General features: G+C 61.5%; 18 protein-coding genes and 1 pseudogene. 14 read left to right on the forward strand and 5 right to left on the reverse strand.

All coding sequences use genetic code 11. The features are described from left to right. Positions 1-129: 129 nt before the first annotated feature. The 3 genes from H2LOC_RS07130 to H2LOC_RS07140 form a co-directional block, all read right to left on the reverse strand. Positions 130-2,313 (reverse strand): carbohydrate porin, encoded by a 2,184-nt coding sequence (locus H2LOC_RS07130; RefSeq protein WP_136495766.1) that lies wholly within the window; start codon positions 2,311-2,313, stop codon positions 130-132. A gap of 307 nt (positions 2,314-2,620) precedes the next feature. Then, positions 2,621-2,860, reverse strand: a complete 240-nt coding sequence (locus H2LOC_RS07135) for a hypothetical protein (protein WP_136495767.1) — start codon at positions 2,858-2,860, stop codon at positions 2,621-2,623. 330 nt (positions 2,861-3,190) lie between these two features. Further along, a complete protein-coding gene (locus H2LOC_RS07140) occupies positions 3,191-5,701 on the reverse strand; it encodes a sensor domain-containing protein (protein ID WP_162009714.1) in 2,511 nt (836 codons plus the stop codon). A 294-nt stretch (positions 5,702-5,995) separates the two neighbouring features. Between H2LOC_RS07140 and H2LOC_RS07145 the strand changes: the two genes are divergently transcribed. After that, positions 5,996-8,227, forward strand: coding sequence for an NHL domain-containing protein (locus H2LOC_RS07145; protein WP_162009715.1), 2,232 nt, complete (start codon positions 5,996-5,998; stop codon positions 8,225-8,227). 161 nt (positions 8,228-8,388) lie between these two features. Here the strand turns inward: H2LOC_RS07145 and H2LOC_RS07150 are convergent, their stop codons facing one another. Continuing rightward, positions 8,389-8,937 carry a hypothetical protein gene (locus tag H2LOC_RS07150; protein WP_136495770.1) on the reverse strand — a complete coding sequence of 183 codons (549 nt, stop codon included), beginning with the start codon at positions 8,935-8,937 and terminating at the stop codon, positions 8,389-8,391. A 43-nt stretch (positions 8,938-8,980) separates the two neighbouring features. Here H2LOC_RS07150 and H2LOC_RS07155 point away from each other — a divergent pair, with 43 nt between their 5' ends. The 13 genes and pseudogenes from H2LOC_RS07155 to H2LOC_RS07215 all read left to right on the forward strand — a co-directional run bounded on the left by H2LOC_RS07155 (position 8,981) and on the right by H2LOC_RS07215 (position 23,598). Beyond that, a complete protein-coding gene (locus tag H2LOC_RS07155) occupies positions 8,981-9,781 on the forward strand; it encodes a bestrophin-like domain (protein WP_162009716.1) in 801 nt (266 codons plus the stop codon). Positions 9,782-9,924: 143 nt separating this feature from the next. Beyond that, positions 9,925-10,137, forward strand: a complete 213-nt coding sequence (locus H2LOC_RS21505; protein WP_136495772.1) for a hypothetical protein — start codon at positions 9,925-9,927, stop codon at positions 10,135-10,137. Positions 10,138-10,293: 156 nt separating this feature from the next. After that, positions 10,294-10,650 (forward strand): small metal-binding protein SmbP, encoded by a 357-nt coding sequence (gene smbP / locus H2LOC_RS07165; protein WP_136495773.1) that lies wholly within the window; start codon positions 10,294-10,296, stop codon positions 10,648-10,650. Positions 10,651-10,720: 70 nt separating this feature from the next. After that, complete coding sequence (locus H2LOC_RS07170) at positions 10,721-11,827, forward strand: site-2 protease family protein (RefSeq protein WP_136495774.1); 1,107 nt, start codon at positions 10,721-10,723, stop codon at positions 11,825-11,827. Positions 11,828-11,874: 47 nt separating this feature from the next. After that, entirely contained in the window at positions 11,875-13,044 is a 1,170-nt protein-coding gene (locus H2LOC_RS07175) for a serine hydrolase domain-containing protein (protein ID WP_154331590.1), read from the forward strand. Between the two features lie 43 nt (positions 13,045-13,087). After that, positions 13,088-14,101: a P1 family peptidase gene (locus H2LOC_RS07180; protein WP_136495776.1), complete on the forward strand. Its 1,014-nt coding sequence runs from the start codon at positions 13,088-13,090 to the stop codon at positions 14,099-14,101. A gap of 253 nt (positions 14,102-14,354) precedes the next feature. Continuing rightward, positions 14,355-16,814, forward strand: coding sequence for an outer membrane beta-barrel protein (locus H2LOC_RS07185; RefSeq protein WP_136495777.1), 2,460 nt, complete (start codon positions 14,355-14,357; stop codon positions 16,812-16,814). 74 nt (positions 16,815-16,888) lie between these two features. Then, positions 16,889-17,149 (forward strand): hypothetical protein, encoded by a 261-nt coding sequence (locus H2LOC_RS07190; RefSeq protein WP_136495778.1) that lies wholly within the window; start codon positions 16,889-16,891, stop codon positions 17,147-17,149. Further along, complete coding sequence (locus tag H2LOC_RS07195) at positions 17,146-17,844, forward strand: winged helix-turn-helix domain-containing protein (RefSeq protein WP_136495779.1); 699 nt, start codon at positions 17,146-17,148, stop codon at positions 17,842-17,844. The genes H2LOC_RS07190 and H2LOC_RS07195 overlap by 4 nt, the downstream gene beginning before the upstream one ends. Before the next feature lie 146 nt (positions 17,845-17,990). After that, positions 17,991-18,131, forward strand: coding sequence for a hypothetical protein (locus tag H2LOC_RS07200; protein WP_154331591.1), 141 nt, complete (start codon positions 17,991-17,993; stop codon positions 18,129-18,131). A gap of 24 nt (positions 18,132-18,155) precedes the next feature. Then, positions 18,156-19,640: pseudogene (locus tag H2LOC_RS07205) on the forward strand (cyclic peptide export ABC transporter); the annotation flags it as partial. A gap of 885 nt (positions 19,641-20,525) precedes the next feature. Next, on the forward strand, positions 20,526-22,970 hold the full coding sequence (locus H2LOC_RS07210) for an outer membrane beta-barrel protein (RefSeq protein WP_136495781.1): 2,445 nt from the start codon (positions 20,526-20,528) through the stop codon (positions 22,968-22,970). Between the two features lie 289 nt (positions 22,971-23,259). Next, complete coding sequence (locus H2LOC_RS07215; RefSeq protein WP_136495782.1) at positions 23,260-23,598, forward strand: P-II family nitrogen regulator; 339 nt, start codon at positions 23,260-23,262, stop codon at positions 23,596-23,598. 55 nt (positions 23,599-23,653) lie between these two features. On the opposite strand, the gene H2LOC_RS07220 is transcribed toward H2LOC_RS07215, so the two are convergent. Further along, positions 23,654-25,234, reverse strand: a complete 1,581-nt coding sequence (locus tag H2LOC_RS07220) for a sensor histidine kinase (RefSeq protein ID WP_136495783.1) — start codon at positions 25,232-25,234, stop codon at positions 23,654-23,656. Between the last annotated feature and the right edge of the window lie 114 nt (positions 25,235-25,348).

Below are 25,348 nucleotides of genomic sequence, written 5' to 3' on the forward strand. Positions count from 1 at the left end.
CACACAACCTTCGTATTTTCCAAGGAGATCCGTGCAACATCCTCATATTGCACACCCATTCCCGGCGACGAATTGCGCGGGCGCGGGCGCCCGCCGCCGCGCCCGCGTTCGATTTCGCAGGTTGCGGGCTCAAAACTCGCCGTGCAATCGCAAGGCGAAAATATTTGCGGGGCCTCGGGCAGCGTTATAGGCGGGATTGTCGACGAACTGATAGTCTCCGGTGATGTGCACGCCTTCTGCTAGATTATATTTGTAATAGGTCTCGAGAATATGCTCGCCGTTATAGGAAAGCGCTCCGTCGCCTATCATCGCAGTAAGCCCGCCCGAACCCAGATATCTGGCCTCGCCGCCCGAAATCCCGTTGAGCACGCCGGCGAGGCCGATTGCGTCCTTGGGCCGGTTCCACCCCGCGCCGGTCAAGACCAGGCCAGCCGAAACGCTGCGATGGATGTCCGTGAAGTCGACGGTTTCGTAGCGCCCGTTGGAGAGGCCGGCGCGCAGAAAGAAGCCGAGGTCATCTGAGATCGGCTGTTCGATGTTGATTCCGCCGCCGGCCTTGGTGCGCTTGGCGCGGACCTGCGTGATGTCGGGCGTCGCATTCGTCGCGAGACCGAGATATACGGCCTGGTCGAATTTTCCGAGATAGGCGAAATCGGCGAAGGCGAGCAGCTTGATCTTGCCGGGCTGGTTGAACAGCAGATTGTGCCGCAGCTCGAGCTCTCCGACCGCTCCGAACTGCCGGAACGGGATCGGTTCGATGGTTTCCCCGTTGGGAACCGCGGAGATCTGAAAGAGGCCGCCGCGCGCCGTCCAGGAATCCTGTTTCCACTCGGCCGCAGCGCCCTCCGTGAACCCCCAGGCGTCGGCCGGGTAGTCGAAAGAGCCGAGATCGACGATCGACCAGTTTATAAAGCCGTTGCGGGCGTCGTGGGCGTAGCGGTTGTCGTCGAAGATGTCGACGACCGAAAATTTGCCGGCCGTAAAGGTCAGCCGGTTGCCGTCGACCGGACCGCCGAGCAGATTTTGTCCCGGATCGATCGTCTCGGCGTCGCCGCCGAGGCCAAAGGTCTGGCGGACAAAATAGCGCTGGAACCGCAAATAGGGCCGCGCATGGCCGATCTTATAAGCCTCGGCGCTGGTGAAGCCGGCGACGCCGAGCGACCCTTCGAGGCCATAACCCTCGTCGATCTCGGGATTCACATAGGCTTCCCCGCCGTCCCATAGTTTGACGCCGAAAAAGCCGGTGTTCGACACGGTGGCGCGGACCTGTCCGTTCGGCGGCAGGCTGTTGGTCCCGGAATACAGCGCCGGAAACTTCGGATACCCCTGCGGCAGCACCGTTATCTGGCCATGAACGCTGTATCGCTCGGCTTCGGCGGTGTCCGTCTGCGTGGTCGGATTGATCTTGGGCGTCGTGGTCGCGGTGGAGGACATGTTGCCCTCGGTCACAGCGCCGACATTGGGAAAAGGCAGATTTGCGGCGGACCCGCCGTCCGTCTTCGTCTCGGGCTTTTTTTCCGCCGCCGCCTGGAAAGTATTGGGCTCCCCGAGATTGTAGACGAGGCCGAGCCGGAATACATGGCTGTCCGAGCGCGTTCTCGAGACAAAGTCATACATATTGCCGTTGTCGAAAACCTGTGTCCCGAAGGATTGATCGAGGAAAAGATATTCCGCGCGGGCGGACCAATGATCGGCGAAGGCGTATTCGACGCCGCCGCCCACCACATATTTCATGCGCGACGTGGCCGAGTTCCCGCTCACGAAGGGATTGCCGGGGCCGCCGCCGTTGAGGACGAGGGTGGAGGCTCCGCGCCAGCCGCCGCTCGCGACGCCGGCGGTGGCGTAAATCAGGGCGCGATCGAAAGCGTATCCCACGCGGCCGCGGAAACTGCCGAAGTAATTACCCCCGTCGTAGGGCGCCAGCGTATATGAATTCACTCCCATGGCGGCGAAAGCGGCGGGCGCGGGAAAGGTCCCTGCCGGGGCGCGACGCCCGTCCAGGAAATTCAGCTCGGTCTCGGCCCCGTAAACCCAGGGGCCGTGCTGCCAGTTGTAGCCGACCGATACGCCAAAAGTGACGCCCGCTCCCCCGCGTCCCGGCGGGTTGAGGTCATAGACCGGCGCGCCGAAGCCGCTCGCCGCCTGGAAGGTCTCGCCGCTGTGCAAGGGAACGGCGCCGCCCGCACTGGCGCCGAAATACATGCCCGCCCAAGAAAAATACGCCGGGACCGCCGCCTGTTCGGCGAGCGCCGTCGCCGTTGCGGCGGCCTGCAGCGCGAGTGCGGAGGATAGGCGAATCGCCAGAATGCGCATTCCAAGTCCTTTTTAGAGTCTGATCGATTCGGTCAAGGCGGCGAGCCCAGCTAAACTTTCGCAATAACGGAAAAATGACCGCGCCCTTGCGCTCCCGGAGCATTCCGAGCGCCCAATGGGTTACGTGAGCGCAGTTAGCGAACGACGGGCCATCTCGACGGCGCCGGAAGAGGCCCTCCCCGGCGGCCACGATATGATGATGACACGAGGAGCCTGCGGGCGCATCGTCTGCGCCTTATCGACCGGATGCTTCCATCCGGTCGGAAGGCGCGCTGGCCGGCCCGTCGCACACGGCGCTTTTCCGTCGTCAGGCCGCAAGGGCGAAGGAAGGGGGAGGCTCGCTGGAATTCCATGCCGGATTTTCATCGGCTTGCGCCGGTTCGATCCATGAACAGACGAGGCGGCCGGACATGGAGTCGCGCTTCCAGACGCAGACGAGCGTCCTCCGCGAGGCGCGGAGCATCGAGCTTGACTTGGCCGCGCCGGGAAAAGCCCCGGCGTCTCGAACGCCCAAAGGCGCAAAACAGATTTTTGTGAGCTTTTTCATCGCTCATCTCCTTTTGCCGTTGGTTTCCACGGCCCGGAGCATGAGCGGCAGGCAGGAGCTTTACGCTCGCGCGAGACCTCTCGCACGGTCTCCGGGACCGCGGACGCCATCGATGTAGACCGGCGTCGATCGCGCAACCGTTGCTGCGCTGGCGTCGCCGAAGCTGCTACTGCCCATGTTTCTTTCTTTGGTTGTCGTCGAAGGCGATGCTTGTCCGCCATCTGTCGGCGATATCGACCCGAGGCCCCGGCTTGTCAAGAGGAATCTGCCGGTGGGCGCGAACATGAATGTCCGCCGCGGAACCGGGGACAACCTGTTGAGGCTCCACAGCTAGAGATCCGCCATAGGATCCATTCTGAGCATGCCGCCGGCTTCTTTGATGAACCGCATTTCGAATTCGTCGAGCGGCGTGGGGCGCGCAAACAGAAACCCTTGAACGCAATCGCAACCGAATTGCTCCAGCAGTCGGAGCTGCACTGCGGTTTCGACGCCCTCGGCGACCGTCTTTATGCCGAGCTTTTTCGCCATCAGGATGATCGCCTCCGTAAGCGACCTGTCGGTCGCGTCCTCGGCGATGTCCTTGATGAAAGATCGGTCGATCTTCAGCGTCTCGATGCAGAAACGCTTCAGATAGGAGAGCGACGAGAACCCCGTTCCGAAATCGTCGATGGACATTTCCACGCCGATGCTCCGCAACGCCGAGAGCTGTTGCTGCAATTCCGGCCGCTCCCGTATGAGCATGCCTTCGGTGAACTCCAACGCGAGCGATCCCGGCGGCAGATGCAGCGTTGCGAGCCTGTCCACCCATTGCAGGACCCTCGTCCGCTCAGCGAACTGCAGGGGGGAAATATTCACGGCCAGCTGAATCCTTTGCTCGTAATTCATCGCCCAGCGCAACGCGACGTCGGCCGCCTCGTTCAGAACCCAATCGCCGATATCCAGAATAAGACCCGACTCCTCGGCAATCGGAATGAATTCTCCCGGGCTGATCATTCCCCGCCGGGGATGGCGCCAGCGCAGCAGCGCCTCCGCCTTCGCCAGGCGTCCACTGCCGAGTTCGACGATAGGCTGATAAAACAGTTCGAGTTCGCCGCGCTCCAGCGCGCAGGCGAGATCGTTGGTCAGCGTGAGCCTCCTGTCCGCCTCTTGCTGCAGCGACTGGGTAAAATGCGTGAACCGGTTGCGCCCTTCGTATTTGGCTTGATACATCGCGAGATCGGAGCGCTTCAGCAAGCTCTCCGCATCCTGCGCGTCCTCGGGAAATACGGTGATCCCGATGCTCGCGGAAAGATGGATGTTCTTGTCGTCGACGACATAAGGCGCGCTGATCTCGCGGTTGATCCTTCGGGCGAAATGCTCCGCGACGGAACGGTCGCCCAGTTCGCAAAGTATCACGGTGAATTCGTCGCCGCCCAACCGCGCAACGACGTCCCCGGATCGCACGCAACGTCTCAACCGCTGCGCCGTCTCCACCAATACGGCGTCTCCGGCGTGATGGCCGAGACTGTCATTGGCTTCCTTGAAGCGATCCAGATCGATGAAGAGCACCGCCAGAATTTGCCCGGCGCGCTCCGCGCGCGAGATTTCGGACTCGAGCCGATCGTAAAAGAGCCGCCGGTTCGGCAGTTCCGTCAAGGGATCGAAATTCGCCTGTCTCCAGATCGTTTCGTCTTTCCTGCGGCGCTCGGTCACGTCGGAGAACTGCATGATGTAGCGAAAAACGCCGCCGTCCTTGCCGCGGATGAGGCTGAAGGTGGCGGACAGCGCAAGGCGTCTCCCATCCTTGTGCCGGGCCCAGGTCTCGCTCTCGTGACGCTCTTGCCCTTTGAGGGCTTCGGACAGGCTCGTTCCCTGGTCTTCGTTCAGGCCCAGCCCGATCAGGCTGCAATTGCAGCCTTTGGCCTCCTCGCGGGAAAAGCCCAGATGTCTCGAAAACGCCGGATTGACGTCCACGATGTTTTCGTCGGCGTCGGCGATCAAAACTCCTTCGCTGCTCGAATTGAAGATGAGAGCGCCGAGATAAAGCGAATCGTGATTCTTCTTGCGCTCCGCGACATCCTCGACGACCGACCAGATGTAAGGCGCGCCGTCGCTGCCCGTCACCAGAACTCCGTTGAGACGCAGCGGAACGCGCATTCCGTCTTTCCGGACATATTCCTTTTCATAAGGGCCATAGCAGCCGGTTTCGACGAGAGACCGGAGATGCTCTTGCTCCTCCGCCTCGTACTCTCTCGGGGTGAGGGTCCAATAATCGAGAGAGTTCAACTCCTCCCGCGGATAACCGCAGATGCGCTCGAACGCTCCATTGAAATCGACATAGCGGCCCTCCATGTCGGTGAGCGCGATTCCCAGCGGCGACAATTCGTAAAGGCTCCGCAGCTTCTCTTCGCTCGCGCGCAGGCTCTCCTCGACCTTCCTGCGCTCGGTGACGTCGACAATCGCGCATAAGATGAACGCCGGGACGCCCAGAGGGTCGTAGATAGGCCTCTTGAACATGAGGCCGTGTCGGCGTTCGGCTGAGCCCGAACACCAAAAGCTGCACCCCACTTCGACGACGGCCCCGCCTCGAAAAACTTCCTCGTCATCGCCCTGGAACACGCCGAGCAGATCTTGCGCGGGCGCCCCGGCCGGATCGGCCGCGCGGGGATCGTCGGGCGGTAGGCCCAGAAGTTCGCCGCAGGCCCTGTTTACGCAGATTATGCGTCCCGATCCGTCCTTGAGCAAAAGCGCTATCGGCAAGGCCTGAAACATCGCCATCAGATCGAGGGGCGGCGATCCATCGGGAGCGCCGGAGGCTCCTGCGCCTTTACTTGCTCCCACGGATTCGTCGAGCGCTTCCATATTCGCTTTTCCCTGATCGAAACGGCTTTCCTGTTGCGGATGGTGCGCCGCCATGAACAATCAAAACCCATTACAAGGAAAGTGAGAGTTCAGAATAAACACTTGAACTAACAAATTGTCTAACGCGCCGAACGCTGCGGCCGTCATACAAGGGACGAGAGCTTTTACCTGTTCCTCCGAGGCGCAGGGCGCGAGCCTGACTCGACGCCGCACATGGAGAGCGGCCCTTCCGCCATTTGGCTTTTCGGGCGATATTGCGTTCGTCTGATTATCATTTCAGCGCTGGAGATTGTGATGTTTTTCAAGAATGGACCCTTCGCCGCGGCTTGCGTCCTCGCCGTCGGCTGGCTGGCGAGCGGCTTCGGAGCCGCTTTGGCGGGAGATGGCCGCATTGCAACCATCGCGGGAACCGGACTGCCCGGCTATTCAGGCGACGGGGGCGCCTCGGCCACGGCGCAGCTCCATCTTCCGATACGCGCCGTTTCTTCGCTGGACGGAGGCATATTGATCGCCGACGAGGCCAATAACGTCGTTCGCAAGATCCGACCCGACGGAACCATCCACACCATCGCCGGAATTGTAGGGCTGCCGGGCTTCAGCGGAGACGGAGGCCCCGCCACATCCGCTCGGCTGAACGGGCCGACCGGGGTCGCTTCTTTGCCCGACGGCGGCTTTATGATTGCGGATCGTTTGAATCATCGTATTCGCCGCGTGTCGCCGTCCGGCGTCATAACTACTATCGCAGGAAACGGATCCGCATGCGCTAATCCGGCCGGCCATTGCGGCGACGGCGGCCCCGCCGTGGCGGCGCATCTGAACAGGCCCAATCGCGTTCTTCCGCTCCCCGACGGGAGCTTTCTGATCACCGAGGACGGCGGCGACAAGGTCAGGAAGGTTTCAGCCTCCGGAACCATCACCCGCGTCGCTGGCGACGGCGTTCGCTGCGGACTGTCTACCGCCCCCTGCGGCGACGGCGGTCCCGCCGTCCTGGCCCGCCTCAACATGCCCGACGGGATCGCACTGCTGCCCGATGGCGGCATCGCCATCAGCGACTCCGGCGACAACAGAATCCGCGCAGTCTCAACCTCTGGCGTCATCACCACCATCGCCGGCAACGGCGTCGCCGGCAGCTGGGGCGAAAATATCGCCGCGACGAGCGCCAACCTCAACGCCCCGAGCAGCGTCGCGGCGGCGGCGGACGGAACCATCGTCATCGCCGACACCTACAGCCATCTGGTGCGGGCGGTTAAGAACGGCGTCATTCACACGCTGGCCGGAACGGCCGACTCCCCCTGCCCTTCCGCCGTCAGCGCATGCGGCGACGGCGGAGCCGCGACGAGCGCCCAGTTGAACATGCCTTTCGATGCGAGCGTGACGCCCGACGGCTATGTGCTCGTCGCGGATTGGCGCGACAACCGCATTCGTCGGGTGAATTCCTCTCTCGGCGGTTCGCCGACGGTCGCCGTCAACGGCCGCCGACTCGTCAACGGAGCGGGACAACCCGTTCAGTTGAGGGGAACAAACCGGGCGATATACGAAAGCCGCTGCATCTACGACAATTCGGGCTTCCCGGACGGCCCCGACGACCAGGCCTCGGTGACCGCTATGCTGCCGTGGAAGATGACCACGGTCCGCATCACGCTCAATGAAGATTGCTGGCTGGGGATCAACGGCCTGCCGGCCGGCGGCGACGTGACCGGCTATCGCAATGCGGTGGCGGCTTATGTCGACCTGCTGCGCAACGACGGCTTCTACGTGGTCGTCGAAGCGCATGTGTCGGCGCCGGGCGTCTTTCAGTCGACGCAGATCGACTATATGCCCGACGCCGACCACATGCCGGACTTCTGGCGAAGCGTCGCCGCGACCTTCAGGAGCGACCACGGGATCATTTTCGACTTGATCAACGAAGTCGGCATGGCGTCCTGGAATGATCCGCATCCGACCCCGGCCGGACAATGGGCCTGCTGGCGCGACGGCTGCACGCTGGATTCGGTCTATGGGGGAAGATTCGCCGCGGCCGGAGTTCAATCGCTCGTGAACGCGATCAGGTCGCAGGGGGCGACTCAACCCATCGTTCTGGGAGGCCTCAGCTACAACAGCGATCTCTCCCAGCTCCTCGCCTATTTGCCGGCCGATCCGCAGGGACAATTGATCGCCTCCGCCCATATCTACGACTTCGGCGTCGGGAACGGGATCGACGGCATGTTCACGGGGCAGCTGGAGCCGATCGCAGCCGTCTTGCCTGTGATGCTGGGCGAACTCGGCGAGCAATATTGCGATTCAGGCTCCGCCGGCTACACCAGCCATGCGCTCTCGCTGATCGACGGCGAGACGGCCAAAGGCAATGTGTTCGGCGTCCTGGGATGGACCTGGAACGCCAAAACCGCGACGTCGACAGGGTGGAACTGCCCGACCGACGCCTTTGGAAACGGCGGGCCGCTCATGATCCGCGATTATGCCGGCACGCCGACGGTGATGGGCGGCGTCTTCTCGGCGTGGTTCGCCGCAAAGGCCGGCGCGCCCTGACCTTCGGCGAAGGGAAATCGGCCCGGCACACGGGTCTGAAATCCATTCCTATGAAAAAACGCGCCGGCGGGGAGCATTTGTCGCCCCCCGGCGACGCACGAAAAACAGGCGCCCGGAAATTACTCCGGGCGCGATAATCATTGCGGCGGATGGCTGAAACTTCAGCCTTTCGAGCCGCATTGCTTCCAATATTTATCCCAGGTCGCCTTGGGGTCCTTTTTCTTCTCGGCCTTGAATTGGGCGCGACACTTCTTCTCGAGCGCGGCTTTGTCCGGCTTGGAAGCCGGGGCCGGCGCGGCGCTTTCGGCCGCAGGAGCCGCCGGGGCGGCGGGGGCAGCCTCTGGCTTAGGCGCCTCTGCCTCTGTTTTAGGCTCAGGCGCAGGAACAGGCGCCGCGGCTTCGGGCGCCTCAGCCTTAGCCGCGGGGGCCCCGGTGGAGAGCTTGGCCTTGCAGGCCACGTAGAAATCCTGCCAGGGCTGGCCCGCCAGCTTGTTATCCGCCTTGGCGGCCTGATACTGCGTGGCGCATTCAGTCAACTCGGCTGTCTGCGCGCGCGCGTCGACAGCGCCAACGCTCACGAATGCAACCGAGAGAAAGCCCGCTGCCGCATTTACAACGGCGAGTCGACCGATCCACATATACAGTGCTCCTTGGATTTCAGCATCTTCGTTTATAAACGGAGGGATATCCGCGGGAAGTTGCGGCAGCAAAGTTTACGCCATTATGATAGAGAACCCAAAAAGGGCTAGAAAAATGCTGCTTTTCCTTTGCCAGCTTCCGGTTTGGGAGGCAAGTCTTCTGCTGGTCGTGGCGCCGACGCTCATAGCCATGGCGGGCCCTGTCGTCGTGCGGCGAAGGGTCGATCTCCTCCGCCTGACCACCAACAATGAAATCGCCGGGTTCAAATTCGCGACGGTGGGAGTGATCTACGCCGTCATCCTCGCTTTCGCCATCGTGGCGGTATGGGAGCGCTACAGCGAAGCCGAGACTGCGACCACCAAGGAAGCCGGCGCCGCGGCGACGCTCTATCGTCTCGCCCAGGGGCCCGAACCCGCCGCCGTAGCGGCGCGGCAGGCGCTCACCGCCTATCTCGACTCGGCCATACGGGACGACTGGCCTGCCATGGCGGCTGAAACCGAGAGCCGCAAGACCACCGCGGCGCTCAATTCTCTCTACGACGCCATTCTGGCCCTGCCCGAAATCCTCCCGAGGAAAGCCGCCGCGGCGCCCGCGATGATCGGCGAACTCGACATCATAACCCAGGCGCGCCGCACCCGCCTGCATCTCTCGGAGGGCATCATTCCCTCAATGCTCTGGGGGATACTGGTCTGCGGCGCGCTCATGACCGTCGCCTTCACATTCTTCTTTGGAACGGAGAATCTCTCCGCTCAGGTCGCGATGACGGGCATATTGTCGTCGATCGTGTTCATGGGATTGCTGGTCCTCGTCTCTTTCGACCATCCCTTCACCGGTCCGGTGCACGCCAGCGCGCAACCGCTGCAAGCCGTGATCGACGACTTCGGTTCTGATTTGCTTAAGCATTCAAGAGAATGACGGCGGTCCCGGGTAGACACCCTCAGGCGAAGACCCTATTTTTCCTGCGTTGTCGAGCTTGAAGGCGGCGTCCGTCGCATTGTCGTCGGCGGCTGACGTCATTTTCGGCTTTCGCCGCAAAGGCAGATGAAAGGATCTGGTTGATGAAGAAGTCCGTTGCTCTCGCGGCTCTCGCCTTTTTCGGCCTTGCAGCCTTCGCCACCGAGGCGGACGCTTACGTCTGTGCGCGCGGCCCTTATCGCGCCGGTTGCGCCGGCCCCCGCGGCGCCGTAGTCGCCCGTCGCCCCTACTATCGGCCGCACTATTACCATCCCTACTATCGTGGCCCGGTCGTGGTTCACAGAAGATATTGGTGAGTGCTGCGAGGCGCGCGCAAGCCCGTCGGCCAATCCCCTGAAAACACTGCGGCGGACCTGGCCATCAGCCTCGTCCGCCGCTTGGCTTTCGGGAGCGGCGCGCCCGCCGCGGGACGCAGTGGCGAGCATCCGACGTAAGAGCGATTGGAGCGGTTCATGAACTACAGGACTGTCGTTTTCTCATTGCTTCTGAGTATTGCCATGACGTCTTCTCCGGCGTCCCTCGCCGCCGAAGACCCTGTTTTGAACAAGGCGATCGAACGGACCAAGGCCGCGCTCGCGGAGAAGGACGACGCCCATGCCTTCGTCGTACATCTGCGCAATGCGCTCAGATACGCCAACGACGCCTTTCACCACAGGGTCACCGGAAAAGACCTGGAGGCTCACAATCGTCTGGGGCGGGCTCGGCCGCATCTCAAGCAGGCCATCGTCGACGCCCGCATGCGCCGCCTCGACGGCGCGCACAACCAGGCCAAGGAAGCGCTCGAACATCTCGAGGCGGCAACCAAATAGAACAACACCCGTTTCGCCCGGCTTTCACGCCGGGCGCCGCGCCCTTCCACCTCCAACGCGCTGATGCATCATGGGATGGTCAATCACTATCGGGCGGTTTGCGGGAACCGCCGTCCGCATTCATGTCACCTTCCTGCTGTTCCTGGCCTGGATCGGCTTCTCCGCCTTCGCGCGCGGAGGCGCCGCAGCGGCGCGCGAAAACGTGATCTTCATCATCGCGATCTTCACCTGCGTCGTGCTGCATGAGTTCGGCCACATATTGGTGGCGAAGCGCTTCGGCATCGACTCCAAGGAGGTCACGCTGCTGCCGATCGGAGGCGTCGCCGATATCAACAAAATGCCCGAAAAGCCCTCTCAGGAACTGCTGATCGCGCTAGCGGGGCCGGCGGTGAATCTCGTGATAGCGGGAGTGTTGCTGCTGGGCGTGGACGCTATCAAGCCCGAGGCGCTCGCCCATCTCGACGATCCGGGGAGCGGTCTGCTCGGGCGGCTGGCCGTCACCAATATCTTTCTGGCCGTGTTCAACATGGTGCCGGCCTTTCCGATGGATGGCGGCAGGGTTTTGCATGCGGCCCTCGGTCTGTGGCTGGGAGAGATGCAGGCCACCAGGATAGCAGCCGCGATCGGCCAGGCCTTCGCCCTGTTGCTCGGTTTCCTCGGCCTCTTCGGCCATCCCATGCTGCTTTTCATCGCCCTTTTCATCTTCTTCGCGGCGTCCGGCGAGGCGCAGATGAGCCTTACGGCGCAAACCGCCCGAGGCGTGAAGGTCAGCGACGCGATGGAAACCCGCATCACGGCGATCGACCGCGGAGCCACCATAAGCGACGCGGTCGAAATCCTGCTGGCTGCGCCGCAGGACAGCTTTCCCCTGGTCGATCAAAAAGGCGCGCTCGTCGGCATGTTGTCGCGCACCGATATCGTCGACGCGCTCAAGAGCGCTGCGCCGGATGCGCCGATTGCAGCCTTTGCGCAAAAGGATTTTCCGATCATCGGACCCGGCGAGACGCTGGACAAGGCGCTCGACAAGCTGAATGATGCGGCGGTCGTCGGCGTCGCCGGGGAAGACGGCGTATTGCAGGGGCTCGTTACCGGGCAATCCATCGCCGAGGTCATGCTGATCAAAGCGGCGCGACCAGACTGGCGGTTCTCGCGACCGCCCAAAACGTCTCTCAGGTGATCCCTTCCATCCGCAACATTTTCACGCATATTTGCAGGAGTTCTTGAATGCGCCGCCGCGACTGTCTCGCCTCCCTCCTTCTTTGCCTCGGCCCCGCCCCCGCTTTCGCGGAGGAGCAAAGCGCAAGCCTGGACCAGCAACTCGAGGCGACCCGCGCCGAGCACGGCCTGCCCGCCATAGCCGCGGCGGTCGCCAAAAAAGGCGAGATCGTCGCTTCTGGCGCCGCGGGCGTGCGCGCCTACGGACGAAACGAAAAAGTCACCGTCAACGACCGCTTTCACATCGGCTCCGACACCAAGGCCATGACCGCGACGCTCGCGGGAATGCTGGTCGACGAAGGCAAGCTGCGTTGGACGTCCACGATCGGCGAAGTTCTCGGGGGCGAGATCCCGGGCATGAGGCCGAGGCTCGCCGGGGTTACGCTGGAGCAACTCCTTTCGCATTCGGGAGGGATTTCCCCGGACAACGACGAGATCCTCAGGCTCTATTTCAACCCCGACAATTTTCATTACGAAGCGCCCGAGATGCGCATTCGCGCAATCCGCGCCCTCAAGGCTCACCTCCTCCGCACCCCCCCGGGCCTCGGATTCCATTACTCCAATTGCGGCTACATGATCGCCGGCGCGATGATCGAGAAAGCGGCCGGAGTCTCCTGGGAGGAGTTCCTCACCACCCGGCTCTATGCGCCTTTGAAGCTGACGACGGCGGGTATAGGCCCTCAGGCGACGACGGGCAGGTTCGACGCCGCCGTGGGCCATAATCTGGACGACTCCGGCAAGATCACGCCCATGCCCTGGGGACCGGCGGCGGATCTTCCTCCGCTGGTGGGGCCGGCCGGCTGCGCTCACATGTCGGTGCTGGATTTCGCCCGCTGGGCGTCGTGGAACGCTTCGGGCGGCAAACGCGGTCCCGCGCTGGTGAAGCCCGAGACGCTGCTTGAAATTCATCGTCCGCGTATAAGCACCGGAAAATTGCCTAATGCGCGCCCCGGAACGCCGCAGGAAGGCGAATATGCGTTCGGCTGGGGCGTGATCAAATTCGACTGGACGGCAAATCCAGTGCTGACGCACAACGGCTCCAACTCGATGAACTTCGCCAAGGTCCTCGTCGACAAGAACAAGGATCTGGCGATAACCCTGACCACGAACATCGCCGGGAAAAGGGCGGAAGACGCGCTCCTTAGGCTTCAACAGGCGCTCTATCTGAAATACGCCTAACGTTTTCGTCCGCGATCGCGCGCAGACCGAAAGGGACTCCGCCATGACGACGCCGGCCAATCTCATCACCGACGTCGCCGGTCTCGCCGTCGGCAACGCCGAGGACCTGCGTGCGGCAACGGGCGTCACGGCCGTCGTGTTCGACGAGGCCGCCACCGCATCGATAGCCATTCATGGCGGCGCGCCCGGCGTGCGCGACACCGCCCTGCTCGAACCCGAGATGACGGTCGAGCGCGTCGACGCACTGGTTCTCTCCGGCGGCTCCGTCTACGGCCTCGACGCCATGGGCGGAACCCTCGCCCTCTTGCGAGAACGCAATCGTGGCTTCGCCATAGGAGACATGCGCGCGCCGATCGCGCCGGGCGCAATCCTGTTCGATCTGCTCAATGGCGGCGACAAGAACTGGGGCCGCATGCCCCCCTACTGGGAACTCGGCTATCAGGCCGCCGAAAATGCGTCGCGGCTGTTCCGGCTCGGCTCCGTCGGAGCCGGACTCGGGGCCAACACCGCCAATCTCAAGGGCGGCCTCGGTTCGGCGAGCGCGACCACTTCAAACGGCTACCGTGTCGGAGCCCTCGTCGCGGTGAACAGTCTGGGACAGGCGACCATCGGCGACAGCCCCCATTTCTGGGCGGCGCCCTTCGAGCGCGGTCAGGAATTCGGCGGCCTCGGCTGGCCGAAGGCCACTCCTTTTTCCGCTCTCGAACTGCGGCTTCAGACCGACCGGCTCGAAAACACCACGATCGCAATCGTGGCGACGGACGCTCCGCTGACAAAGACGCAGGCCAAGCGACTCGCGGTGCAGGCGCATGACGGCATGGCGCACGCCCTGCGCCCCGCTCATTCCGAGCTGGACGGAGATATTGTTTTCGCCGCTTCGACGGCGCGAAACGCCCGCCCGCCACAGTTCCGCGACCTCGCCGAAATCGGCATGATCGCGGCGGATACGCTGGCGAGAGCGATAGCTCGCGGCGTTTTTGAAGCGACCGCCCTATCCGTTGACGGCGCATTTCCGACATGGCGTGACCTTTTCGCCACACAGCAAGGGCTCGGCTGAGCGCCAGGCGCTCCTCTCCCGAGACAACCAAAATATATCAAAGCGTTATATGTATTTCACGACCGTTTTTGCGCTCCTTTGCGCATAGGGCGGCGCATAAGCTTTAGGCAATCTGCTTAAGCTTTCCCTCTCTAGTTATAAAGAAAGCGTTACAGAGCATTAGGAACCGATAATTGTGTCCAAACCACGGAATACCTAGTCCTTTTTCATCAGACAATTGAACGGTCAGCCGATTCCAAAGAAGGGTCAGCTCATGAAATCCCACAAGCCTGGATTGCTTCTATCCACCAGCTTGCTCGCACTTATGACAATCAACGGCGCCGCAGGCGCGGCCGATCTCCCCTCCAAGAAACCGAGCGCGCCGCCGCCGCCGGCCTTCACCTGGGAAGGCGTATATGTCGGCGTTCACGCCGGCTATGGCTTCAACACTGTTTCCGAACAGGCGACCGATTATGTCCCGGGCTATTCCGGCTTCCTCAACCCGATCGGGGTCAACGACCAGAACTCCTATTCGTCGCGCGGACCGCTGACCGGCTTTCAGTTCGGCTACAACAAGCAATATGGCCGCTTCGTGCTCGGCGGCGAATGGGACCTCGACTACGCCGGGCAAAACACCAACAAAACCGTCTTCGGCGGCCTTGGGCTCGCCACCGGCGGTCCGATCCAGACCAATATCCAGGACAGCTTCCGCTGGTCCGCGCGCGCGCGCGCCGGTTACGCCGACGACCGCTCGCTCTATTACGTCACAGGCGGCCTGGTCAGCGGCGGAGCCAGCATCCGGCACAATTACTGGAACGTCCCCGGCGTGACGCCTTACACCAGCGGGACAGATCTCAATAATACGCCCATCAATCCCTTCACCACCAGCAACTTCGGCGGCAGCGGACAGTACAACGTCGAGCGCTTCGGCTGGAGCGTCGGCGCCGGCATCGAATACGCCTTCACCAATCAATGGTCGGCCAATGTCGAGTATCGACACAATGATTTCGGAACGGCGACGGTCAGCTCGAACCTGTTCCCAGGCCTGTCCTTCCGCGAACGCGCCTATGAAGATACTGTCCGCCTCGGCCTGAACTACCACACCGGCCTGCCCTTCTTCGTGACGACGCTGCCCGCGCAGGCTCCGGCCGAGCCGGCAAAGCAAGCGAGCGCGCCCGCCGCGCCCCCGCCCCCGCCGGACCCGAGCTTCATCGGCCGCCTCTATCACGCTTACGCCGACGAATGGGGTCTCGACGCTCCGATCGCGGACCCCAGCGCGCCGCCCAGCCGCCGCGCCTATTTCCCGCCGGCGCCGACGACGCAGCCGCCTTACCCCTTCACCGAATGGTCCTTCGGCGGATCGCAAGCCATCGGCGCGACGACGCCCAACTCGGTGGATGCGCCGCTGATGAAGGCGCTGAGCCCGACGCCGGCCGGCAAATGGCTGGAAGACAACCACATCCAGATCTACGGCTGGATCAACCCGGGCTTCAACATCAGCTCCGCGCGTTCGCTGCCCGGCACGCTGGTCGGCGGCAACGCCCCCGCCGCCTATGCCTATCAGCCTAACGTGTTCCAGCTCGACCAGGCGGTCGTCATCATCGAACGCCTGCCCGACGAAGTGCAGAAAGACCATTGGGACTGGGGCTTCCGCCTCTCGCCGCTCTATGGCGAAACCTACCGCTACACCACGGCAGGCGGTCTCTGGAGCCAACAGCTGCAAAAGTGGAATCAGTTCGCCGGTTACGACATTCCGATGATGTATGGCGAACTTTACATTCCCAACATCTTCGAAGGCGCCAACATCCGCTTCGGCCGCTATATCTCGCTGCCCGACATCGAAGCGCAGCTCGCGCCGAACAATTACATGTACTCGCATTCGATGACCTATGGCTTCGACAACTACACCAATACGGGCGTCGTGGCCTCGGTGCAGGTGACGAAGAACTTCATGCTGCAGGGCGGCCTTTCCATCGGCACGGAAGCCATGCCCTGGCAGGGTCGCCACACCTTCCTGCCGCCGGTGCAGGGCGGCACGCTCTATCAGCCCGTGCCCGGCGTGTTTGCGGTGACGGGAACGCAGACTTATTACTCGGGGGCCGTCGATCCGGGCCTGAAGCCGACCTTCACCGCCTGCGCGCGCTACCAGACCGACACCGCCTACGACAATATCTATCTCTGCATGAACGGCATCAACACCGGCACGTTCGGCTACAACAACCTTCAGTGGTACGGCGGCACCTACTACCACAAGTTCAACGACGACTGGCACATCTCGATCGAAGCCTGGCACATGCAGGAAAACAATGTGCCCAACGTCAACAGCATAGTGAACTCGACCATCGGATTGACCGCTCCCAATCCGTTCTATTACATGGTCAACGCCCCCTATCTGGCGCAGTGCCCCGGAAATCCCAATCCGACCTGCACCGCTCAGGAATGGTCGACCCTGGCCTATCTGAACTACAAATTCTCGCCCATGGACAACCTTTCCTGGCGCGCGGAATATTTCGACGACATCAACGGCCAGCGCTCGGGAACCAAGACGGCCTATTTCAACTATGGAATGGGTTGGCAGCACTGGTTCTCGCCGACCATCGAGGTGCGGCCGGAAGTCGCCTTCTATCACTCGCTCCAGGCGCCGGCTTTCCAGACCGCGGCTCCCCTGCTCGGCGGCGTCGGCACCAAGAGCAATGTCACGGTCTTCTCGGCGGATCTGCTCTGGCACTTCTAGTCCGGGGCGCCCCTGGACGGGAAAGAGGGGGCCGCCGAGGCCCCCTTTTTCTTGCGGCGAGGAGAAGCGACGCCATGCCGTTCGCCCGTCTGCGGCCTGAAGTCACGCTGAAAAACTCGTTTGTTTATGCTCCACAATATGCAAGCTTATATCGTCTCGCGCGCGTTCCGCGGATGGAATCGTTCGAGCGATCAGTATTCGCGCCGACAAAGAAGTCTGAGCGCATTCCTCGTTCGCGTCAGCAGGACATCGTCTTGCAAAGACGCGACGGCGAACCCCTCCGGGAAGTTCTCGGGGCGACCGAAGTATTGATGACAACGCCCGCGCAGCAATGAAAAAAGTTCTGATCGTGGACCCCGATGAAGCGTCGGTGAAGGTGTTGAAAAACGCATTCGTCGCCGAGGGATATGAAATTTCGCAAACCGGCTCGGGCGGCGAGGCCATCGTGCTTGCCGTTTCATGGCAGCCCGAACTCGTGGTTCTGGACATCAACCTCCCCGACATCGACGGAAAGGAAGTCATCCGCGTATTGCGGAAGCATTCGCCCGTTGCGATCATCGCTGTTTCCTCGCGCGATTTCGAGGCGGAGAAAATCGCGACGCTGGATCTCGGCGCAAGAGATTTTGTGTGCAAGCCGATCAAGTTCGGGGAGCTCATGGCCCGGGCCCGCGCCGCCCTGAGAGAACGGGTCAGTTTCGAACCCGTTTCGCTGGTTTATCAGGTCGGATCCCTCGTCATCGACGCAGCGACGAGGACCGTGACCCTGAAAGGCCAGCATCTCAGATTCACCTCAAAGGAATTCGAGGTCCTGCATATTCTCGCAAGCGCCAATGGACGGGTCGTCACGCAGCGGCAATTGATCGAGCTGGTGTGGGGACCGGCCAATCCCGACAGCGTCCAATATTTGCGCGTGTTCATCGGACGACTGCGCGCCAAGATCGAGGACGATCCCGCCCAACCCAAATTGCTCGTCACGGAACGGGGCGTGGGCTATCGGCTGATTCCCAGCGGACCTGTTCATTCGGAATGATACGTGACTCCGTAAATCGCCAACCGCACTGTTTTTGCTCGCCACGCCGCATCGAGCCTTACCAAAGCCTGCGAATCGCGGCATAGTTGCGCTTGAAACTTAGTCCTTTTCACGGTTGCGCTTCACTTATATTTGACGATCACATCATGAAACCCGACTCTCGCGAACTCATCGGCTATGCGTGGCGCATGCTGCGGCCATACTGGAAACTGGCGGCCTTCGCGACCGCGCTGGGCTTTGTCGATAGTTTCGCGGCCGTGAAGCTCCTCTCGATCGTCGACAACTAGCTACACACGTCCGAGCCGGCCACTCTCGAGGTGATGCTCGCATTCGCAGGGCTGCTTATCGTCATGTTCCTCGGCGAATTTGGCGCCGGAGTCGGGCAAAGCCTTGTCGGCCAGGACATCGTCGCCGATATACGAAGGGATCTCGTGCGCAAGATCATTCTTGCCCCGATCGATCAGCTCGAGCAGACGGAAAGGCATCGTCTCATCGCCGCATTGACTGCGGATGTCGGTCGGATCAGCGGATTCATCCGCGGCCTGGCCTATCTCATCGTCGCATCATGCGAAGCGGCGGCCTGCGCCATCTATATGGCTTATCTGTCCTGGCCGATGTTTTGCGCTGTGGCTCTGGTCGGTGTCGCGAATTATCTGGGCATTCGCGCGGCGTCGCGATTGGCTTACGCCCGCTACATGGAAGAGCGCCAGTCCGTCGACAACATTCAGAAGTCCTATCAGGCCCTGATCGACGGAGCGAAGGAGCTCCGGCTCAACCGGCGCCTGCGTTATCGGTTCTTTTATGATCAAATCGCGACCGACATCGAGCGCATTCGGGCTGCCACGAACAGTTCCTCCGTCGGCTCTGTACTGAGCGTCGCACTGGATTCGGCATCCTTCTTCATCATGGCAGGCGCGCTGATCGGGCTGTCTGCTTGGCTCGACAAGAGCGAGCTCGCCCAATTCATCCTGATCCTGATGTATCTCAAAGGACCTGTGGGACAGATCGTGTTGAGCTTGCCGACCTTCGATCAGTCGCTGATCTCCTTCAAGAACGTCGCCGAATTGTCGCAGAGGCTGCGCCAATCCGAAGAGGGTCTGCTCGGGTCGCAAAGCGATTCGCGCACACTCGGCGCATTCGAGAGCCTCGAATGTCGCGGTCTGCGCTTCGCCTTTCCGGTCAAGGAGGAAGTCGCGCCCTTCGTTCTCGGCCCGATCGATCTTCGCGTGAATGCGGGCGAGACGATTTTCATCGTCGGAGAAAACGGCAGCGGCAAGACGACGCTGATCAAAGTGCTGCTGGGAATATATCCGTCACCCGACGGCCAGATCTTTCTCAACGGCGTCTGCATTGACGACTCCAACCGCGACCACTATCGCCAGTATTTCTCGGCGATCTTTTTCGACTTCCACCTGTTCGCGCGGCTGACGGGAGTGGAGGAAACGGATGAAGACGAAGTTCGCGCGCATCTTACGCGTCTCGACATCGCGCATAAGACATCCTTTCACGACGGCGCGTTTTCGACTCTCGACCTCTCGGCCGGCCAGCGCAAACGGCTGGCGTTGATCGTAACCTATCTCGAAAAACGCCCGGTCGTCGTTCTCGACGAATGGGCCGCGGAACAGGACCCTACGTTCCGGCGCATTTTCTATCGCGAGATTCTGCCGGAAATGAAACGAAAGGGAAAAACGCTGATCGTCGTCTCGCATGACGATCGCTATTTCGACGCCGCCGACAGAATTCTAAAGATCAAGGACGGAAAGATCGTCGAAGCCGCGGCCGCCACGTCTGCATAGATGCGGCGCTATCGCCTGAAACTGCGCCATCATCACTGAAATCGATCGGAAATTTGGGGGCTTCCTTCCAGAATGGCTCCGTCATTCTGTTTAACCAGCCAAGCCAATAACGGCGCCGAACCCTGATCGGGTTCTGGTTCGGTTCGCGCTTGGTCACCCCGTCTCGCACGCGGCGGCATTTCGGCAGATCAACGAGCATAACGCCCACAACTGCCGCGCGACCGGGTACCTTTGGCGGCCCGGCGCCGAATTTATCGGCGAAATCCTCGACTTAATGTGGTTCTGATCCGCATCGCGGCGAATAGTCCATAATGAAAATATAAATGACTATAAATACACGGGTTCGGCGCTCTCTGCCGCGCTTGTGGAAAGGGCGCCGGCAGGCAACCGCAGAAACTTCCAGAGCTACTCATATCTATCTGTTATTAGATTAGTTGTGAGAGCATTGTGGCTCTAATGTCACAGCGATATGGAATCCTTAGGCGGCTCTCGGACCGTATAGTTCAGCCTGTCGAAGCCGTTATTCTGCAGGTTATGCCGTAACGATTTATTTACATTTAGATCTTTGTCGCAAGAAGCGCCAAAGGGGCTGTTGCTTCGACAAAATGTGGCTTTATGTCAGCACCTTACTTAAATGCTCGCAGCGCCCGCCTGAAGGGCGCAAGCTCCGCGCGCGAGTCCTGAATTGTACGTTTTATGCCCTGTTGGGCTGAAAACGTACAAATGGCCCAAACATTCATCAGCGCGTCCCAAGCGAATGAATTTCGCCTGTTACGCGGAGCGGCTCCGTCCTCAAAAAAACATAATGGAACGAGCGCCCGAGCCCGCGCACCCTTGTCACGTTGGCGAACCTAGCGCTTCGCGACTGAATCAAGGGGAGTTTTCATGCCTAGAGGGGCAATATCCTGGGCCGCGTTGCTGGTGGCGCTGCCGAGCGTCGCATTGGCGGCCGACCTGCCGAAAACCAAGGCGCCGCCGGTCGCGCCGCCGCTGATGTTCTCGTGGGACGGCGTTTATGTCGGCGCGATGGTCGGCTACGGCTTCAGCACCGTCAATGAGACCGGCTTCGATCCTTATCCGGCGGGCTTCGTCCCGAACCTCACGGGTCCCGGCGGCTTCCAGCAGAGCTATTCCCCGCGCGGCCTCCAGACCGGCGCGCATGTCGGCTATCTGAAGCAGTTCGGCCATTTCGTTCTCGGCGCCGAAGCCGACGTCGATTACGCCACCAACCATACGGCCAAGACCGTCTACGGCGGTTCGCTCAATTTCGCGATGCCGGGCGGCTATGCGCCGTTCCAGACCAGCATGCAGGACAATTGGCGCGTTTCGGTGGTCGGCAAAGCCGGCTACGCCGACGACCGCGCCCTCTACTATGCTTTGGGCGGCGTGGTGAACGGCGGGAACTCGGTCCAGCACAATTTCTGGGGTCAGCCGACGGCCTTCACGTCGTTCGGCTATACGACCATGATCCCGAACAACGACATCAACAACATCGAGCGCTTCGGCTGGACCGTCGGCGGCGGCGTGGAATACGCCTTCACCGACCAGTGGTCCGCCAATCTCGAATATCGCCACAACGACTTCGGCTCCGCGACCGTCACTTCGACCGGCAACCAGCAGGTCGGTATCGGCCCGAACAGCCTGGCGCCGGGAGGCATTTTCGGCCTGACCTACAAGGTCCGCGAGACCGAGGACAACATCCGCCTCGGCATCAACTATCACATCGGCGCTCCGGAAGCTCCGGTCCTCGCCGAGGCGGCTCCCAAAGGCCCGACCGCTCCCAAAGCCGCCGCCGAGCCGCCGCCCCCGCCGGACCCGAGCTTCATCGGCCGCCTCTATCACGCCTATAAGGACGAATGGGGTCTCGGAACGCCGGCGGACGACCCGTCCGCCCCGCCCAGCCGGCGCGCCTATTTCCCGCCGGCGCCAGTCACCACCGGACCCTACCCCTTCACGGAATGGCCTTTCGGCGGCGCGAATGCGATCGGCGCGACCGTGCCCAATTCGGTCGACAGCCCGCTCATGAAGGCTCTGGCCCCTACCGCGGTCGGCCAGTGGCTGAACGACAATCACATCCAGATCTACGGCTGGGTCAATCCTGGCTTCAACATCTCCAACACGCATACGCTGCCGGGCCAGATCACGGGCGGCAACTTCCCCGCCGCTTACTCCTATCAGCCCAATGTGCTGCAACTCGACCAGATCGTGACGATCATCGAGCGTCTGCCCGATACGGTTCAGCAGGATCACATCGACTGGGGCTTCCGCCTCTCGCCGCTCTATGGCGAAACCTATCGCTACACCACGGCGGACGGCTTCTTCTCCAAGCAGCTGCAGAAATGGAACCTCTTCGCCGGCTATGACGCCCCGATGATCTACGGCGAATTGTACATACCGAAAATCATGGAAGGCCTGTTGCTGCGCCTCGGACGCTACATTTCGGTTCCGGATACGGAAGCGCAGCTGGCGCCCAACAACTATATGTATTCGCACTCGATGACCTACGGCTACGACAACTACACCAACACCGGCCTCATCGGCACCTTGCAGGTGACGAAGAACTGGATGGTGCAAGCGGGCATTACCATCGGCACCGACTCGATGCTGTGGAATGCGCGCAACGTCCACTACAACGCGCTTCCCGCCGGCGCGCCTTACAGCCTGCTGCCAGGCGTGTGGCAGACGGTTCCGGGCGGCATCTTCATGGCGGGCCAATCTGCCTATTGGGGCCAGAACGACCCCGGCGTGAAGCCGAGCTTCACGGGATGTATCCGTTATCAGTCGGACGACGCCTATAACGCGATCTATTCCTGCGCCAACTCGATCAACAACGGAACCTTCGGCTACAACAACCTCCAGCAGTTCACGACGACGGCCTACCACAAGTTCAACGAGGACTGGCACATCACCTTCGAGTTCTGGCACATGCACGAACTCAACACGCCGAACGCCGCCTCGCCCTTCTATGGCGCCTCGCCGTATATGTTCTTCAACCTCACCAACGGCCCGAATCCCGCGCAGTGCGTTAGCAGCCTGAACCCGACCTGCACTTCGCGTGAATGGTCGATCCTCAGCTACCTGAACTGGAAGTTCTCGCCGCAGGACAACATTTCCTGGCGCGCCGAATATTTCAACGACATCACCGGCCAGCGCACGGGTTACAAGACGAGCTACTTCAACTACGCGATGGGCTGGCAGCACTGGCTGACCCCGACCATCACGATCCGTCCCGAGGTGGCTTTCTACAACTCGCTGAAGACGCCGGCCTTCTCGAACGGCACGCAGAGCCACGCCACGATCTTCTCTGCGGATCTGATCTGGCACTACTAGGCCGGACAGGCTCAGGCTCGGCCTGATCGCAGACGCGGGCTGAAAGGCTGCAGACGCGGCGGCATAGAGATATGCCGCCGTTTCTTATTCAGAATAAATGATGCGAAGATTACATTTGGAGAGTTCTAAAGCAGAATCCCGCAAATCAATTCGGCGTGTTTGCCGCAGCCTAGAATTATGACGGCGCGGGAACGGTTTTTTTAGTTGTTTACGTTATCACTATTGTCCAGAATTACCCTAGGGATTCAGCGTCGCCAGATTAGACCTGTTCCAGCCGAGGGGAACGATAATGAAGTGCGTCGTCGCCATCATCCGCCCTTTCAAGCTCATCGAAATCAAGGACGCCCTTCTGAAGGCCGGAGTCGCGGGTTTGACCGTCACCGAGGTCCGCGGATACGGACGCCAGAGGGGCCACACGGACATCTACCGGGGCGCCGAATACACGGCCAATTTCATTCCAAAACTCAAACTGGAAGTGGTCGTGCCGAGCGAGTCGGTGGAAATCGCCATCGAGGCGATTCTCTCCGTCGCACACACCGGCGCCCATGGCGACGGCAAGATTTTTGTCTTTACGATGGATCAGGTCGTTCGCATCCGAACGCGGGAACGCGACAAGGAAGCGGTCTGAGCGCTTCATGGCGTAAGCCGACCGGCTTTTGCACGCCATGCGCCGGACCGATGGATCACGCTGCGTCGGCCTCGGGGTCGATCGCGCTTTGATTCGCAGTCACGACGCGCGGCAACGATATGGTGAAGCGAGTCCCCTGATTTTCCTCGCTTTCGACGTCGATGCTTCCCCCATGCAGTTCGGCGACGAGCTTCGCCAGAAACAGGCCTATTCCAGCCCCGACGATGCCGCCGACGTTGGAGCCGCGATGGTAGCGCTCGAACAGGCGCTCCTGATCCTTCTTCGGGATGCCGATGCCTTTGTCCTCCACCGACGCCGACAGGACGTCTCCGGTCAGTGAGGCGCTGACCCCGACCCATCCGCCCCCGGGAGAATATTTCACCGCATTGCCGATGAGGTTGCTGAAGACCTGATAGAGAAGGTTCCTGTCGCCGTCGATCCGCATCGGTTCATAACCGAGCTCCTCGCAGATTACGGCGTTGGGCGAGATTTCGCGATGAAGCTTGCAGACCTCGTGCAAAAGCGCCCGCATGTCGAACTCCTGGGGATGGAAATAGAGTTCGGGATTCATGTCCACCAGCCGGCAGGAGCTGAGCAGCCTGTCGATCATGACGCTCATGCGTTTGACGGCGACCCTGATCTTGCGGGCGCGGGCCACGACGTCGTCCGGCGAAGAGTCCTTGGCGTTGATCAGTCTTTGCGCGTGCCCGTCGATCAGGGCCATGGGCGTGCGAAACTCATGCGACGCCATGGAGATGAAGTTGCGCTGCTGCCCGCTGAGCATGCGCTCGTGGGCGAGCTTTTCCTCCAGCATCGAGGCCTGCGAGGCGAGCCCGCGCTGCCCTAGCCGAAGCTCGACTGCATTGGCCCGGAAAACGCTCACCGATCGGGCCATGTCGCCGAGTTCGTCGGCTCGCTCGCCCCCTGAGATTTCGATGTCCATCTCGCCCCCGGCCAGCCGCCGCATGACACGCGAAAGATCTCGCAGCGGCAGGCTCACCTTGCGGGTGATGTAAAGCAGCAGGGCAAGACCGGTGAGGCAGCTGAAGATGATGGCGCCCCGGATGAATTGCCAGGCCTCGAGTATCGCGGCGCCCGCGCGATCTCCCGCTTCTTGCGCGCGCAGATTGTTGCGTTCGCTGAGTTGCTCCAGCTGCTCGCTCGCCTGCGCGAAAGTCTTGCGGGACGCAGCGAGATATATGGCTCTCGCGCCTGCCGAGTCCTGCGCCGCCAGCAGATTGAGCGCGCGGTCGAACTCCGCGCGGTAGTCGCCCCAGCTCCGTTTGAAGCGCGTATATTCCGCGATCTCCGGACCGTCGTGGGCGATGGCTTCGAAGTTCCTTTCCGAACGCGCGATATCCTCGTCGAGCCGATCGCGCTCCTGCTTGAGCCCCGCCGCGTCCGCGTTCGGCGGAGAAAGGAGAAAGGCCCCTTCGAGCGCCCTGAAATCGGAGGTGTAATTGCTCAGATCGCCGATATAACGCGTCGTCTTGAGCCAACGCTCACGTATTTCGATCGATTCCTCGTTGAAACCCTCGAGCCGCGCCAGGCCGAAGAGGCCAAAGCCGATAAGAATGCAGAGCAGCGCCAAAAAAGAAGCGGTGAGCCGGGACCCGATCGTTTTAAATCCGCTCACATCCGTCCCCCAGTCGCCTGCCGATCGACCCTGCTCCAGGTCGGCGCGGGGGCCGGAAGCGTCTCGCCCCCGTTTTTTTTCAAATTCTATGCTTCAGCTCCCGTCCAGGAAAGA

Source organism: Methylocystis heyeri, from assembly GCF_004802635.2.
Classification (GTDB): Bacteria; Pseudomonadota; Alphaproteobacteria; order Rhizobiales; family Beijerinckiaceae; genus Methylocystis; species Methylocystis heyeri.

Coding starts and splice junctions, on each gene's coding strand:
- H2LOC_RS07145 (WP_162009715.1), top strand. CDS start 5,996: ATGTTTTTCAAGAATGGACCCTTCGCCGCGGCTTGCGTCCTCGCCGTC.
- H2LOC_RS21505 (WP_136495772.1), top strand. CDS start 9,925: ATGAAGAAGTCCGTTGCTCTCGCGGCTCTCGCCTTTTTCGGCCTTGCA.
- H2LOC_RS07175 (WP_154331590.1), top strand. CDS start 11,875: ATGCGCCGCCGCGACTGTCTCGCCTCCCTCCTTCTTTGCCTCGGCCCC.
- H2LOC_RS07190 (WP_136495778.1), top strand. CDS start 16,889: ATGCCGTTCGCCCGTCTGCGGCCTGAAGTCACGCTGAAAAACTCGTTT.
- H2LOC_RS07210 (WP_136495781.1), top strand. CDS start 20,526: ATGCCTAGAGGGGCAATATCCTGGGCCGCGTTGCTGGTGGCGCTGCCG.
- H2LOC_RS07200 (WP_154331591.1), top strand. CDS start 17,991: ATGAAACCCGACTCTCGCGAACTCATCGGCTATGCGTGGCGCATGCTG.
- H2LOC_RS07170 (WP_136495774.1), top strand. CDS start 10,721: ATGGGATGGTCAATCACTATCGGGCGGTTTGCGGGAACCGCCGTCCGC.
- H2LOC_RS07140 (WP_162009714.1), bottom strand. CDS start 5,701: ATGGAAGCGCTCGACGAATCCGTGGGAGCAAGTAAAGGCGCAGGAGCC.
- H2LOC_RS07180 (WP_136495776.1), top strand. CDS start 13,088: ATGACGACGCCGGCCAATCTCATCACCGACGTCGCCGGTCTCGCCGTC.
- H2LOC_RS07155 (WP_162009716.1), top strand. CDS start 8,981: ATGCTGCTTTTCCTTTGCCAGCTTCCGGTTTGGGAGGCAAGTCTTCTG.
- H2LOC_RS07130 (WP_136495766.1), bottom strand. CDS start 2,313: ATGCGCATTCTGGCGATTCGCCTATCCTCCGCACTCGCGCTGCAGGCC.
- H2LOC_RS07185 (WP_136495777.1), top strand. CDS start 14,355: ATGAAATCCCACAAGCCTGGATTGCTTCTATCCACCAGCTTGCTCGCA.
- H2LOC_RS07215 (WP_136495782.1), top strand. CDS start 23,260: ATGAAGTGCGTCGTCGCCATCATCCGCCCTTTCAAGCTCATCGAAATC.
- H2LOC_RS07195 (WP_136495779.1), top strand. CDS start 17,146: ATGAAAAAAGTTCTGATCGTGGACCCCGATGAAGCGTCGGTGAAGGTG.
- smbP (WP_136495773.1), top strand. CDS start 10,294: ATGAACTACAGGACTGTCGTTTTCTCATTGCTTCTGAGTATTGCCATG.
- H2LOC_RS07135 (WP_136495767.1), bottom strand. CDS start 2,860: ATGAAAAAGCTCACAAAAATCTGTTTTGCGCCTTTGGGCGTTCGAGAC.